This is a genomic window from Pseudomonas sp. AC252 (assembly GCF_979258105.1).
Window position 1 is genome coordinate 3,149,508 of sequence record NZ_OZ409837.1, and the last position, 14,405, is coordinate 3,163,912.

Here is a 14,405-nt window from a genome sequence, read left to right on the forward strand (position 1 = left end):
GCCCCGATGCGCTTCAACCTCTCCGAATGGGCGTTGCGTAATCGCCAGATCGTACTGTTCCTGATGCTTTTGCTCGCCGTTGTCGGCGCGTTGTCCTACACCAAACTCGGCCAGAGTGAAGACCCGCCGTTCACCTTCAAGGCGATGGTCATCCAGACCCGCTGGCCCGGTGCGACCGCGCAGGAGGTCTCGCGCCAGGTCACCGAACGTATCGAAAAAGCTGATGGAAACCGGCGAGTACGAACGCATCATGTCGTTCTCCCGCCCCGGTGAATCCCAGGTCACTTTCATTGCCCGCGATTCGATGCACTCCAAGGACATCCCCGACCTCTGGTATCAGTTGCGCAAGAAGGTCGGCGACATCCGCCAAACCTTGCCGCCGGGAATCCAGGGGCCGTTCTTCAACGATGAGTTCGGCACCACCTTCGGCAATATCTATGCGCTCACCGGCGATGGTTTTGACTACGCCGTGCTCAAGGATTACGCCGACCGCATCCAGATCCAGCTGCAGCGGGTCAAGGACGTTGGCAAGGTCGAACTGCTCGGCCTGCAGGACGAGAAAATCTGGGTCGAGCTGTCCAACGTCAAGCTCGCCACCCTCGGCTTGCCGCTGGCGGCGGTGCAGCAGGCGCTGGAGGAACAGAACGCGGTGTCCACGGCGGGGTTCTTCGAGACCGGCAGCGAGCGCTTGCAGTTACGCGTTTCGGGGAATTTTCAGACAGTCGATCAGATAAAGAGCTTTCCGATCCGCGTCGCCGACCGCACCTTCCGCATCTCCGATATCGCCGATGTGCGTCGCGGTTTCAGCGACCCACCGGCGCCGCGCATGCGTTTCATGGGCGACGACGCAATCGGTCTGGCCGTGGCGATGAAGGACGGCGGCGACATTCTCGTCCTGGGCAAGGCGCTGGAAGGCGAGTTCTCGCGGATCCAGAAGAACCTCCCGGCCGGCATGCAACTGCGCAAGGTTTCCGATCAGCCGGCAGCGGTAAAAACCGGCGTCGGCGAGTTCGTTCAGGTGTTGGTTGAGGCGCTGGCGATCGTCTTGCTGGTGAGTTTCTTCTCCCTCGGCGTGCGCACCGGCATGGTCGTCGCGCTGACCATTCCACTGGTGTTGGCGATGACCTTCGCCTGCATGTATTACCTCGGCATCGGCCTGCACAAGATTTCCCTCGGTGCGCTGGTGCTCGCGCTGGGTTTGCTGGTGGACGACGCGATCATCGCCGTGGAAATGATGGCGATCAAAATGGAGCAGGGCTTCGACCGCATTCGCGCGGCGAGTTATGCCTGGACCAGCACCGCATTCCCGATGCTCACCGGCACGTTGATCACCGCCGCCGGTTTCCTGCCGATTGCCACTGCGCAGTCCGGCACCGGCGAATATACCCGCTCGATTTTCCAGGTGGTGACCATTGCCTTGCTCGCGTCGTGGGTCGCGGCGGTGATGTTCGTGCCGTATCTGGGGGAAAAACTCCTGCCGGATCTGGCGAAAATTCACGCGGCAAAACACGGTACTGGCGATGGTCAGCCTGATCCGTATGCCACGCCGTTCTATCAGCGCGTGCGGCGTCTGGTGGAGTGGTGCGTGGCCCATCGCAAGACGGTGATCGTGCTCACCGTCGGCCTGTTTATCGCCTCGGTGATGTTGTTCCGCTTCGTCCCGCAGCAGTTCTTTCCGGCTTCGAACCGGCTGGAGTTGATGGTCGACCTGAAATTGGCCGAAGGTGTTTCGCTGGCCAATACCACCAGCGAAGTCAAACGCCTCGAAGCGCTGCTCAAGGAGCACGCCGGCATCGACAATTACGTGGCCTATGTCGGCACCGGTTCGCCACGCTTTTATCTGCCGCTGGATCAGCAACTGCCGGCGGCGAGTTTTGCCCAGTTCGTCGTGTTGGCGAAAACCATTGAAGAGCGTGAAGCGCTGCGCAGCTGGTTGATCGAAACCCTCAACGAACAGTTCCCGGCCCTGCGTTCGCGGGTCACTCGTTTGGAAAACGGCCCGCCGGTTGGCTATCCGGTGCAGTTCCGCGTCACTGGCGAGCACATTGAAGAAGTCCGTGCGTTGGCGCGCAAAGTCGCAGCGAAGGTTCGCGAGAATCCGCATGTGGTCAACGTGCATCTGGACTGGGAGGAGCCGAGCAAAGTTGTTTATCTGAACATCGATCAGGATCGCGCTCGCGCGCTTGGCGTAAGCACGGCCAATCTGGCGAAATTCCTGCAGAGTTCACTGGTCGGCTCGACGGTCAGCCAGTACCGCGAAGACAACGAATTGATCGAGATTCTGCTGCGCGGCACCGTGCATGAACGTACTGAGTTGTCGCTATTGCCGAGTCTCGCGGTGCCGACGGATAACGGTCGCAGCGTGGCGTTGTCGCAGATTGCTACGCTGGAATATGGCTTCGAAGAAGGCATCATCTGGCACCGCAACCGCCTGCCGAACGTGACGGTCCGGGCGGACATTTATGGCAAGGAGCAGCCAGCGACGCTGGTCAAGCAGATCATGCCGACGCTGGACCCGATTCGCGCTGAATTGCCCGATGGTTATCTGCTGGATGTCGGCGGCACGGTGGAGGATTCCGAGCGCGGGCAGAAGTCGGTGAACGCCGGGGTGCCGATGTTCATCGTCGTGGTGCTGACCTTGCTGATGGTGCAGCTGCGCAGTTTCTCGCGTACGGCGATGGTGTTTCTGACGGCGCCGTTGGGCTTGATCGGGGTGACCCTGTTTCTGATGGTGTTCAGGCAGCCGTTCGGGTTCGTGGCGATGCTCGGGACGATCGCGCTGTCCGGGATGATCATGCGCAATTCGGTGATTCTGGTCGATCAGATCGAGCAGGATATTGCGTCTGGGCTTAAGCCCTGGCAGGCGATTATCGAGGCTACGGTGCGGCGGTTCCGGCCGATTGTGTTGACGGCGCTGGCGGCGGTGCTGGCGATGATTCCGCTGTCGCGCAGTGTGTTTTTCGGGCCGATGGCGGTGGCGATCATGGGTGGGTTGATTGTGGCGACGGCGCTGACGCTGCTGTTTTTGCCGGCGTTGTATGCGGCCTGGTTCAGGGTTCGTCGGGAGGGTTGATCCTTGGCGGCCTTCGGGCCGACCAGGCTGTTGGGGTTTTGGGTGAATATCCGTTGCTTCGGTAGCGGCTGCTGGCGGTTTCGCCCTTACGGCGACTTACTTTTTACGAGCGCCAAAAAAGTAAGCAAAAAACGCTAGCTCCTGCGTTCGGCCCTCGCAGGCTCGGGTTCCTTCGCTCCGGGACTGATCCTGGCGCAGCGGCTACGGTTTGCTTCGCTGCACCTCCTTCCGCTGTGTCTGGCTGCGCCAGACGGTCGCTGCGCTCCCACGCCCGGATCAATCCCTCCGCTCAGCCTTCCGACGTCGCCGGTGGATCAAGATCAAGAGCACTCGAGCTTGCGCTCATTGTTGAGTGGTGCGGCTTCGCCGCGGGCAGCTGCGCTGCTTGCTTTTCTGTGGGAGCGAGCCTGCTCGCGAAGGCGGTCTGACAGCTGACCTGATTTCGCGGGTGTACCCGATCCAATTGTAGGAGTGAGCCTGCTCGCGATGACGCCCTCTCGGCCAACCATTCGCCATCAGATGTACTCGATCTCCTGTGGGAGCGAGCCTGCTCGCGAAGGCGGTCTGACAGGCAATTCATTTCAAATCGCCAACTCGCGCTGTCTTCCTACAGTTTTTTCAGAATCCTCCGATCTTGAGGCGCTGGCCGTCGAATGCTGTACTCCGGGTTCTGTTTTCCGAGTCCTTGAGTCTGTCCGATGAAGAAACCACCGCCATTAGCCGGCAGAACGGATCCTGTTTTCGGCCTGTTGGCCCGCTCGCCACACAAGCAACGACTTGCGGATTATCTGGCGCTGCTCAAGCCGCTCGATGATCAGGGGCGCTACTTGCCATTCGAGGCGTTGCGCTATCGCTGGTCGGGAGGGTTGGACGCGAATCTTTGTTGGGCGTTGGTGAAAAAGGCGCGGGCGGCCCGGTACATTCATTTGTTGCCGTTGGGCGAGCCGGTGCAGTGGGGCAAATACGTGCCGACGCCGTTGGCGCAGAAAACCTTGTCTGTGGTGGATCGTTACGCCAGTACGGCCGCGCTGGATTACATGACCAGTCAGATCGGCGAGCGGGCGCATTTCTGTTGTCTGCTCAATGACTTGATCGAAGACGAGGCCATCGCCAGTAGCCAGTTGGAGGGTGCGGCGACCACGACTCGTGTTGCCAAGGACATGCTCAAGCATCAGCGCCAGCCGCGGACGCCGGATGAGCGCATGGTCATGGGTAATGATCGAATGATGAATTTCGCTTGGGAAAAGCGTTATGAACCTCTGAGCATTGAGCTGATTGCAGAGATCCATCGAGTGGGTGTGGAGGGGATCGATGACGAGCAGTATTCCCCCGGATTGTTCCGGACCAATGATGAGGTGGTTGTTCAGGATGGTTCAGGCAACACCGTGCACCGACCACCTCCTGCTGCAGGATTGGTTGCGCGGTTGGCGAGGCTGTCCGCCTGGATCAACCGGCCCGCTGCCTCGATTCTGGACAAAAATTATCTGCATCCGCTGATCAAGGCCGTGACGCTGCATTTCGCCATGGGTTATGAACATCCATTTCGCGACGGTAACGGGCGGGTCGCGAGAGCCTTGTTTTACTGGTTCATGTTCAAACATGAGTTCGCGGCGTTTCGCTACATTGCGATCAGTCTGCTGCTGCGCAATGCACCGGTGAAATACGGACGCTCCTACCGGCACACCGAGGCGGATGAGCTGGATCTGACTTATTTCATCGAGTTTCAATGCGCGGTTATTTTGCGAGCCGTGGTCGGATACACCAATGTTCGTCAGAAAAAGGCTGAATGGCTCGAGGGCGAGTCGCCTCGCCCCAGTGTGATGACGTCCTAAAGCGTACCAAACACCTTCTTCGCCAGACTCGTCGCAGCAGCGGCCGGGTTCTGACGTATCGTCTCTTCCTGTTTGCCGATCATCTCGAACAAACCATTGAGTGCCTGTTCAGTAACGTAGCTCTCAACGTTCGCGCTCTTCGCATCGACTACGCCGAAGGCCGCAGCTTGACCTGCAAAGGCGTTGTACTTCTGCGCGACGCCGACCTTGTCGGTGGCTTGCTTGACGATGGGCAGGAATTTCGCGCGGATCTGTTCGCGGCTGGATTTGTTCAGATATTGGGTGGCGGAATCATTGCCGCCGCTGAGGATGCCTTTGGCGTCGGCGACGCTCATTTTCTTCACGGCGTCGACGAGGATGGGCTGGGCCTGGGTCACTGCGGATTCGGCGGCTTTGTTCATCGCGGTTTCCAGTTCTTCGACCTGGGCGCCCATGCCGAAGGCTTTCATTTTGCTGGCGGCTTTGCCGAGTTTGCCCGGCAGTTCGATTTTCACTTCGGGGTTGTTGCTGAAGCCGCCCGGGGTGCCGAGTTGTTTCACGGCGATCTGGGCGCTTTGGGTCAGGGCGTCCTTTAGGCCGCCGGTGGCGTCTTGTTGCGACAGGTCGTTGAGCGACAAGGCCAAGGCGTTGGCGGAGATCAGCAGGCCGGCGCAGGCGGCGGCGAAGCGAAGGGTAGGGCGGCGCATGGCAGCTTCCTTGTGGCGAAAAATGGATTAACGAACGGCGTCGACGCGGATTTTCAGCGGCTGCGGATCGTTGCCGTCGAGTTGCACGGCATGGTTTTCGGTGGTGATGAACATCAGCTCGCCGTTGACTTCAATGCGTGCGCTGATCGAATAACGATGGCCGGGTTTGACCTGCGCCGGATCGTAGCTCAAATGAAACGGCAGCGGCACCTGCCCTTTGATCGGGCCTGTCTGCTGGCCGAGGACGACGGCTGGCGCATCGGCCAGCGACACATCCTGCAGGCTCACGCTCAGGGTCGCGCTCGGGGGCAGGGCGATGCGTTGCAGGTAGAAGACTTCGCCGTCGAGGCTGGCCTTGCCGGCAGGGGTGGTTGATTGGCAGGCGCTGAGGAGGGTGGCGGCGGCGAGGGTTAGCAGTTTTTTCATGGGTGAATCTCCTTTCAATGTGGGAGCGAGCCTGCTCGCGAAAGCGCTGGGTCAGTCAAACTAAATCTCGACTGACATTCCGTCTTCGCGAGCAGGCTCGCTCCCACAGGGGTAAGGCATCAAGCCTCAGGCTGTGGCATGACCTGATCCGCCGCATCTTCACTGCGGTGCAGCGCGACCTGGCGGATCGACAGGCGAATCTCCGCCGGCAGGACGCGTTTGGCCGCGCCTTCGGCCAGCTCGCCGAGCAGTTCGTGGTAGCTGAGCTTGCCGGCTTCGTCGCGGCGCAGGACGTCGAGGTCGAGCAGGGTCTGGATGAAGTGGCGGAACAGGCTCTTGTCAAAGAACTCTGGAGCGTTCAAACCGTGGAGGATCGACAGGCGCTGGGCCATGACCGTGCACAGGTCTTCCAGCTCTTCGGCGCTGATGCTGTTCTGGCCGCTGTTGAGCAGCAGGGACACGGTCATATAGAACCGCTGCAAGGTCTGCGCGATGCTTTTCGACAGCAACGTCAGCAGCACGAAATGCCGCGAACTCGGCGCCGGACGCAGATACAGATCTTTCTCGAACCGCAACAAACCCTGCTCGACGAACGCTTCCAGCCACTGATCGATCACTGCGTCGAGCTCATCCAGGCTCCAGCGGATGAACAGCTCCGATTGCAGGTACGGATACAGCGCGCGGGTATAGCGCAGGATCTGCTCGCGGCTCATGCGCGAGGTGCTCTGGAAGAAACTCGCGAGCAACGAGGGCAGGGCGAAAATGTGCAGGACGTTGTTGCGGTAGTAAGTCATCAGGACCGCGTTCTGCTCGTCCAGATACAGAATCTTGCCCAGCGCATCGTTCTGCTCGGCGAGCAGATCCATGTCCTTTACATGCTCGATCAACGCACGGCCATCGCCTTCCGGCAAGGTCGTGTGCGGTGAATACGGGACTTTGCGCAGCAATGCCAGATACAGATCCAGCACCCGCGCCATGGCCCGATCGTCCAGGGCCAGACGCGTGGTCGACAGCAGGGCCAGCGCCACCAGATTCACTGGATTGATTGCCGCCGCTTCGTTCAGATGCCGGGCGACTTTTTCGCCGAGGCGGTTGGTGGTTTCGTTGAGCCACGCCGGTTTGAACTGCGGGCCGAGCTCCTGCTGGCGCCAGTCCGGTTGCTCGGCGTCGAGGAATTCCGCGAGTTTGATCGGCTCGCCGAAGTTCACCGCGACCTGACCGAAACGCTGCTTGAGCGCGCCGATCACTTTGAAAATGTCGAAAATCGACTCTTTTTTCTTGCTCGCCCCACGCAGTTCGCCGAGGTAGGTGCGGCCTTCGAGCACGCGCTCGTAACCGATGTACACCGGCACGAACACGATCGGCATCCGCGACGAACGCAGGAAACTGCGCAGGGTGATCGCGAGCATCCCGGTCTTCGGTTGCAGCATGCGCCCGGTGCGCGAGCGCCCGCCCTCGACGAAATATTCGACCGGGAAACCTTTGGTGAACAGGGTGTGCAGGTATTCGTTGAACACCGAGGTGTACAGCGGATTGCCCTTGAAGGTGCGGCGCATGAAGAACGCCCCGCCACGCCGCAGCAGGCTGCCGATTACCGGCATGTTGAGGTTGATCCCGGCGGCGATGTGCGGCGGGGTCAGGCCATTGCGGAACAGCAGATAGGAAAGCAGCAGGTAATCGATGTGGCTGCGATGGCACGGTACGTAGATCACTTCGTGACCCTGCGCGACATTCTGCACGCCCTCGATGTGGTTGACCTTGATGCCGTCGTAGATCTTGTTCCAGAACCAGCTCAGCACCACTTCGAGAAAACGGATCGCGGTGTAGGTGTAGTCCGAGGCGATCTCGTTGCCATAGCGCAGGGCCTGGGCCTTGGCTTTTTCTGGGGAGATTTTTTCGCGCTCGGCCTCGTCAAGGATCGCCTGTTTGACCAGTGGCTGGTTGAGCAGGCCTTTGACCAGATTGCGCCGGTGAGAAATGTCCGGACCGATCACCGCAGCTTTCAGGTTGCGGAAGTGCACGCGCAGGATGCGCTGGGCCATGCGCACGGTGCGCTCGTGGCCCTTGTTGTGATCGATCAGTTCGCGCAGGTGGATGGGGGCGGAAAACTGCACGCGGGTTTTACGCCCGAGGACGATGATGCTCAGCAGTCGGCGCAGACGACCGGTGACCGCCCAGCTGTCAGCGAACAACAGTTTCCACGGGCTGTTTTCGCTGTCTGGCGACTGGCCCCAGAACACGCTGACCGGAATGATTTGCGCGTCTTCGGCAGCGTTCTGCGTCAGCGCGCTGACCAGACGGGTGAGGGTCGGCGGCGCGCCGCGTTTGTCTTGGCGACCGAGCCAGTCCGGGTCCGGCGTCAGGTAGAAAAACGCCGCCGGCTCTATCAGCGAACCCACCGACACCGCCAGCACCGGGCGCGGCAGGCCGGCCTTGGTGCATTCGGTGTCGACCACCGCCAGATCGGTCAGCGATGGGTTTTGCAGGACGTAGAACACCGGACGACTGCGGTCGAGGTTAAGAGTGAACGACGACTGATTGATAGTCTCGGAGCGAACCCAGAGATACAGCAGGCGGCGCAGGGTGCCAAACACAAGACGGCGGAACGGGGAACGGGTCATACGGCTTCTGCGTGAGTGAATAAAACCGAGCAGGCGCTCGGGCGGTCGATAGTGTGACGGATTCGCTGAAAATCGGCAAAAAAGCGCCGAAGTAATCTCCTGTTGAGAGTTTCTTCACCTGTCATATACTCGGCGCTCTGTTGCCGGTGCCCTGTTATGGACGTCGGACGCAGGCTGACGTTCCTCGAAGGCTTTCCTGCGAAAAGCCTGTTCAATAATAAAAAGGAGTATGAACCGATGGCAACACGCGAAACCGGCAACGTGAAGTGGTTCAACGACGCCAAAGGCTACGGCTTTATCCAGCGCGAAGACGGGGTGGACGTGTTCGTGCACTACCGCGCGATTCGCGGCGAAGGGCATCGTTCGCTGACTGAAGGCCAGCAGGTCGAATACGCGGTGATTACTGGCGAGAAGGGATTGCAGGCGGAAGACGTTGTAGGTCTGTAAAAGCAGCTGCAAGCCTCAAGCTGCAAGCAGTTCAGCTTGAAGCTTGAAGCTTGTAGCTGCCGCTAAGCGGTCTTCCAGGTGATTTCTTCTTCTCCGTCTTCGCTGATGCGAATCCAGCGATCAGCCGTCTCTTCACCTTCTTCTTCGACCCACGTACCCGGTGCACAACGCACTTCGACGTTCAGCGCGGCGAAGGCTGCACGGGCGCAGGCGATGTCGTCGTCCCATGGGGTCTGGTCGCTTTCCAGGTACAGGCTGTTCCACTTGCCCACGGCTTTCGGCAGCCAGGTCACCGGCACGTTGCCGGCCTTGCATTTGTACGTCTGACCTTTCTGCACCCAGTCGCTGCACGGGCCCAGCGCTTGGCCGAGCCAGGCGGCGATGGCCTTGTGGTCGACGTCGGCGTCTTTCAGGTAAATCTCGATGTCCGGTTGGCGCATGGATGTCCTCACTGCGGGTCTGAAAAATCCATTCGCGGATTTAGCCGGCCCCGGGCCTGTGCCCGAGACCAAAAGTTATTGAAGAACGAAATAATCGTAGCGCATCGACACGGTGGTCTCGAACGGCTCGGCCTGTTCGATCACTGCCGCACGACGCTCGGCACTGGCACGCCAGCCGTGAGGCGTCATCGCCAACAGGTTGGCGCGGTCCTCGGGCTTGTCCAGGGTCAGCTTGAATTCCAGGGTTTCGCTGTGCGCCAGCGCCATGCCTTCCGGCACCAGGGCCAGGTGCTTGTCGTCGGTGTACTCGCGCACTTCGTCGTACAGGCGTTCGCGCAATTCCATCAGATGGCCACGGGTCGGGCCGACTTTCATCAGCCCGCCGCCGACGCTGAGCAGACGCTTGGCTTCCTCCCAATCCAACGGACTGAAGACGCTGGCGAGAAACTGGCAACTGCCCGAAGCCAACGGCACGCGGGCCATGCTGGCGATCAACCAGGTGATTGCCGGGTTGCGTTTGCAGGCGCGTTTGACCGCTTCGCGGGAGATATCCAGCGCATAGCCGTCAGCGGTCGGCAAAGCCTCGGCGATTTGCGCGGTGTAGTAGCCCTCGCCACAACCGATGTCGACCCAGCGCTCTGGCGCATAGCTCGCCGCCAGTTCAGCCAGACGCCCGGCCACCGGCGCGTAATGCCCGGCGTTGAGGAAATCACGCCGCGCCTCGACCATGGCCTGATTGTCGCCCGGGTCGCGGCTGTTCTTGTGCTGCACTGGCAGCAAATTCAGGTACCCCTGACGCGCACGGTCGAACCGATGTCCGGCGGGGCAGACCACGCCGTTGTCCACCGCGTTCAGCGGTTCACTGCAGATCGGGCAAGCAAGCATCAGGCGAGCAACTTGATCATTGTCTGGTAGTAGATCTCGGTCAGTACGTCGAGATCCGCCGCCAGCACGCGCTCATTGACCTGGTGGATGGTCGCGTTGACCGGGCCCAGTTCAACCACCTGCGTGCCCATGGTCGCGATGAAACGGCCATCGGAGGTGCCGCCGCTGGTCGACGCCTTGGTTTCGCGACCGGTGATGTCCTTGATGCTCGACGACACCGCATCGAGCAGCGCACCCGGTTCGGTGAGGAACGGCAGGCCGGACAGCGCCCAATCGATGTGCCAGTCCAGGCCATGCTTGTCGAGGATATCGGCAACGCGCTTCTGCAGGCCTTCGACGGTCGATTCGGTGGAGAAGCGGAAGTTGAACACCGCCACCAGATCACCGGGGATCACGTTGGTCGCGCCGGTGCCGGAATTGAGGTTAGAGATCTGGAAACTGGTCGGCGGGAAGAAGTCGTTGCCGTGGTCCCAGTGCTCGGCGGCCAGTTCGGCCAGCGCCGGAGCGGCGAGGTGGATCGGATTCTTCGCCAGATGCGGGTAGGCCACGTGTCCCTGCACCCCTTTGACCGTCAGCTTGGCACCGAGGGAGCCGCGACGGCCGTTTTTCACCACATCGCCGACCAGGGTGGTGCTCGACGGCTCGCCAACGATGCACCAGTCCAGACGCTCGTTGCGCGCGACCAGACGCTCGACCACAGCCTTGGTGCCATGATGCGCCGGGCCTTCTTCGTCGCTGGTGATCAGGAAAGCGACCTTGCCTTTATGGTTCGGGTAATCGGCAACAAAGCGTTCAGCGGCGACGGTCATCGATGCCAGGCTGCCTTTCATGTCCGCCGCGCCACGGCCGCAGAGCATGCCGTGTTCGTCGATCATGGCGTTGAACGGATCGATCTGCCATGCGGTCACCGGACCGGTCGGCACCACGTCGGTGTGGCCGGCGAAGCACAGCACCGGGCCGTCGTCGTTGCCATGAGTGGCCCAGAAGTTATCCACATCTTCGATGCGCATCGGCTCCAGGGTAAAACCGGCATCGCCCAGGCGCTGCATCATCTGCTTCTGGCAGTCAGCGTCGACCGGGGTCACGGAAGGACGGCGGATCAGGTCGATGGCCAGTTGAAGGGTCGGCGATAGGTCGGCGTGGGCCGTCATGGAAAACTCCGGGTTCATGAATTTGAGCGAGGGCCAATGTGGGAGCGAGCTTGCTCGCGAAAGCGGTGTATCAGGCAACATAAGGGTTGAATGTTACAAAGCCTTCGCGAGCAAGCTCGCTCCCACAGGGATAGGAGAGCGCCCGCAAAATGGCGGTTATCTTAAAGCAAAACGGCGACCATTGGCCGCCGTTTAGTGCTGCGTTGCGGATTTAGACGACCGGCACCGGCTCAGCTTTGGCCGCAGGTTTGGGCAGCGACGACAGGAACGCCATGATCAGCGCCGCCAGATACGGCAGCGACTGCACCAGCAGCATCGTCACCCAGAAGCGCATGTCATTGCTCGGAATGCCCTGCACCAGGAAGATCCCCAGCGCCGCGCCCCACAGTAACAGCATAATGAACAGCTCTTCGCGAGCCTCGCTGATCGCCACCCAGAAACCGTGGTTGTCGGCGTTTTTCGGCGTGCGGAAAAACGGAATGCTGCTGGTGAAGAAACCGTACAGCACCGCTTTGGCGATGGTGTGCGACAACGCCAGGCCGGCCAGTGCTGCGCAGAACGCATCCTTCAGATTCACACCGACGGCGCGACGGTAGAGGAAGATGATCTTGCCAACCTTGAACACGAACAGCGCCAGCGGCGGGATCGCGAAAATCAGCAACGGCGGATCGACCCGTTGCGGCACGATGATCATCGCCGCCGACCACAGTAACGCGCCGACGGTGAAGAAGATGTTCATGCCATCAGCGACCCACGGCAGCCAACCGGCGAGGAAGTGATAACGCTGACCGCGAGTCAGTTCGGTGTCCTTGCCGCGCAGCAGGCTGCGGGTGTGGCGCTTGATGATTTGGATCGCGCCGTAGGCCCAACGGAAACGCTGTTTCTTGAAGTCGATGAAGGTATCCGGCATCAGGCCCTTGCCGTAGCTGTCGTGGTAATACGCCGCCGACAGGCCTTTCTCGAACACGCGCAGACCCAGTTCGGCGTCTTCACAGATGCACCAGTCAGCCCAGCCCAACTTTTCCAGTACCGAACGGCGGGTCATGGTCATGGTGCCGTGCTGAATGATCGCGTCACGGTCGTTGCGGGTGACCATGCCGATGTGGAAGAAGCCTTTGTATTCGGCGTAGCACAGTTTTTTGAAAGTGCTTTCGTTCTGGTCGCGATAATCCTGCGGCGACTGCACCACGGCGATTTTCGGGTCGGCGAAGTGCGGCACCATGTGCTTGAGCCAGTTCGGATGCACGCAGTAATCGGAGTCGATCACGGCAATGACTTCGGCATCCTTGGCGGTGTGCGGAATCAGGTAATTCAGCGCGCCGCCCTTGAAACCGGCCAGCGGCGAAACGTGGAAGAACTTGAAGCGCGGGCCGAGGGTTGCGCAGTAATCGCGCACCGGTTCCCACACCGCCGGGTCCTTGGTGTTGTTGTCGATGATCAGGACTTCGAAGTCGGGATAATCGAGTGCGGCGAGGGCGTCGAGGGTCTGTTTGACCATCTCTGGCGGCTCGTTGTAGCAGGGCACGTGGATCGACACTTTCGGTCGATAATCGGAATCGCCCAGCACTGGCAGGAATTCCCGACGGCGCTTGTGAATCCACACCGCTTCGGCCAGTTCATGGGCCTCGGTGAGCAGCACGATGAAGACCCCGAGCGCACCGAGCGCCAAGAGGAATCCGACCGTGAGGCTGAACCACGTGCTGTATTGCTGGCTGTAGTCGTAGCCGATGTACACCAGCACCGAACCGCAGAGGAACGCGATAAAGGTCAGAAACGTGCGACCGCGCTGGCGCAGCGCCGAGCCGTCGATCATCAGCAGGGTCAGCGACAGCAGCGCCAGCACAACCGAGCCGATGGCCAGCACGCGCCATTGCGGAATCGCCACCACCGGGCCTTCGAAATTGAATTTCTGCTGGCGCGCGGCATTGAACACGCCCCAGTAGGCGCCGACCGAACCTTCATCGCTGGCCTTCCACGGCTGATCGAACGCTTCGATCACGAAGTAGTTGAAGCCTTGGCGATTGAGCTTGTTAACCAGCGTGCGCAGATAAATTGCCTGATCCGCCGGCGAGGCATCGGCGCCACCGCGCATGCGACCGTTGCTCGGCCAGCCGACCTCGGAGAGCAGCAGCGGTTTTTTGGAAACAGTTTCTTCAGATCGCGGGCGCGGTCGAAGACGAACTGGCCAGCCTTGTCGACCGGAATGAATTCCCAGTAGGGCAGGACGTGGGCGGCGATCAGGTCAACGTGCTTGGCCAGTTGCGGATATTTCTCCCAGATGTGCCATTGCTCGGAGGTGGTCACCGGTACTTTGACCGCAGCGCGCACCCGATCCAGCAGAACGATCAAGGCCTCAGGGGTGATCTCTTCGCGAAACAGCGCTTCGTTGCCGACCACCACGCGCACGACGCTGCGCGAGGTGTTGGCCAGTTCGATGGCTCTGGTGATTTCCCGTTCGTTGCGTTCCTGATCCGGGCTGATCCAGATACCGAGGGTGACACGCAGGCCGAATTCCTCCGCCAGTTTCGGGATGTCTCCCAGCGAACCGTCGACCGAATAGATCCGGATGTTGTCGGTCAGCTTGCTCATGATTTCCAGGTCACGGCGCATTTCATCGTCAGACGGATACTGATCCTTCTGAGGGAATTGCCCCTGCTGGAATGGCGAATACGAGAAGCCGGAGATTTGCTGCGGCCAGTTCGGCGCCGTGACCGGGCGATTGACCAGCGCCCAGAAACCGGTGAACAAGGCAGCGATGGCCAGCACCACCACCAGGTTGAGTCCAAATTTACGCGATGACATAGCTGTTTCGGGTTCCAAAGGCTGTGGAACGAAGGATCGGTC

8 protein-coding genes and 2 pseudogenes are annotated in these 14,405 nt (G+C 60.5%); 3 read left to right on the top strand and 7 right to left on the bottom strand.

The genetic code is table 11. The features are described 5' to 3' along the window. Window positions 1-6 precede the first annotated feature (6 nt). Both ACZZZ4_RS14275 and ACZZZ4_RS14280 read left to right on the top strand, forming a co-directional pair. Window positions 7-3,073, top strand: a pseudogene (locus ACZZZ4_RS14275) (efflux RND transporter permease subunit). 698 nt (window positions 3,074-3,771) lie between these two features. Continuing rightward, entirely contained in the window at window positions 3,772-4,905 is a 1,134-nt protein-coding gene (locus ACZZZ4_RS14280) for a Fic family protein (protein WP_463548070.1), read from the top strand. On the opposite strand, the gene ACZZZ4_RS14285 is transcribed toward ACZZZ4_RS14280, so the two are convergent. From ACZZZ4_RS14285 to plsB, 3 genes are all read right to left on the bottom strand, one after another. Further along, window positions 4,902-5,591, bottom strand: a complete 690-nt coding sequence (locus ACZZZ4_RS14285; protein WP_463548071.1) for a DUF4197 domain-containing protein — start codon at window positions 5,589-5,591, stop codon at window positions 4,902-4,904. The genes ACZZZ4_RS14280 and ACZZZ4_RS14285 overlap by 4 nt on opposite strands. A 27-nt stretch (window positions 5,592-5,618) precedes the next feature. Beyond that, window positions 5,619-6,017, bottom strand: a complete 399-nt coding sequence (locus tag ACZZZ4_RS14290; protein WP_463548072.1) for a YbaY family lipoprotein — start codon at window positions 6,015-6,017, stop codon at window positions 5,619-5,621. A gap of 119 nt (window positions 6,018-6,136) precedes the next feature. After that, window positions 6,137-8,638, bottom strand: coding sequence for a glycerol-3-phosphate 1-O-acyltransferase PlsB (gene plsB / locus ACZZZ4_RS14295; RefSeq protein ID WP_039762436.1), 2,502 nt, complete (start codon window positions 8,636-8,638; stop codon window positions 6,137-6,139). 237 nt (window positions 8,639-8,875) lie between these two features. Here plsB and ACZZZ4_RS14300 point away from each other — a divergent pair, with 237 nt between their 5' ends. Then, complete coding sequence (locus tag ACZZZ4_RS14300; RefSeq protein ID WP_007908870.1) at window positions 8,876-9,085, top strand: cold-shock protein; 210 nt, start codon at window positions 8,876-8,878, stop codon at window positions 9,083-9,085. Window positions 9,086-9,147: 62 nt separating this feature from the next. Here ACZZZ4_RS14300 and ACZZZ4_RS14305 read toward each other — a convergent pair whose 3' ends face one another. The 4 genes and pseudogenes from ACZZZ4_RS14305 to ACZZZ4_RS14320 all read right to left on the bottom strand — a co-directional run bounded on the left by ACZZZ4_RS14305 (window position 9,148) and on the right by ACZZZ4_RS14320 (window position 14,363). Next, entirely contained in the window at window positions 9,148-9,525 is a 378-nt protein-coding gene (locus tag ACZZZ4_RS14305) for a hypothetical protein (protein ID WP_264364592.1), read from the bottom strand. Window positions 9,526-9,600: 75 nt separating this feature from the next. Further along, on the bottom strand, window positions 9,601-10,410 hold the full coding sequence (locus ACZZZ4_RS14310) for a putative RNA methyltransferase (protein WP_463548073.1): 810 nt from the start codon (window positions 10,408-10,410) through the stop codon (window positions 9,601-9,603). After that, window positions 10,410-11,561: a succinyl-diaminopimelate desuccinylase gene (dapE, locus tag ACZZZ4_RS14315; RefSeq protein WP_463548074.1), complete on the bottom strand. Its 1,152-nt coding sequence runs from the start codon at window positions 11,559-11,561 to the stop codon at window positions 10,410-10,412. Before dapE ends, ACZZZ4_RS14310 begins: the two co-directional genes overlap by 1 nt. Window positions 11,562-11,772: 211 nt before the next feature. Next, window positions 11,773-14,363, bottom strand: a pseudogene (locus tag ACZZZ4_RS14320) (glycosyltransferase). Window positions 14,364-14,405: the final 42 nt, after the last annotated feature.

Bases quoted from the DNA above. Each gene is read 5' to 3' on its own strand.
- plsB (WP_039762436.1), bottom strand. From the start codon at position 8,638: ATGACCCGTTCCCCGTTCCGCCGTCTTGTGTTTGGCACCCTGCGCCGC.
- ACZZZ4_RS14290 (WP_463548072.1), bottom strand. From the start codon at position 6,017: ATGAAAAAACTGCTAACCCTCGCCGCCGCCACCCTCCTCAGCGCCTGC.
- ACZZZ4_RS14300 (WP_007908870.1), top strand. From the start codon at position 8,876: ATGGCAACACGCGAAACCGGCAACGTGAAGTGGTTCAACGACGCCAAA.
- ACZZZ4_RS14285 (WP_463548071.1), bottom strand. From the start codon at position 5,591: ATGCGCCGCCCTACCCTTCGCTTCGCCGCCGCCTGCGCCGGCCTGCTG.
- ACZZZ4_RS14305 (WP_264364592.1), bottom strand. From the start codon at position 9,525: ATGCGCCAACCGGACATCGAGATTTACCTGAAAGACGCCGACGTCGAC.
- ACZZZ4_RS14310 (WP_463548073.1), bottom strand. From the start codon at position 10,410: ATGCTTGCTTGCCCGATCTGCAGTGAACCGCTGAACGCGGTGGACAAC.
- ACZZZ4_RS14280 (WP_463548070.1), top strand. From the start codon at position 3,772: ATGAAGAAACCACCGCCATTAGCCGGCAGAACGGATCCTGTTTTCGGC.
- dapE (WP_463548074.1), bottom strand. From the start codon at position 11,561: ATGACGGCCCACGCCGACCTATCGCCGACCCTTCAACTGGCCATCGAC.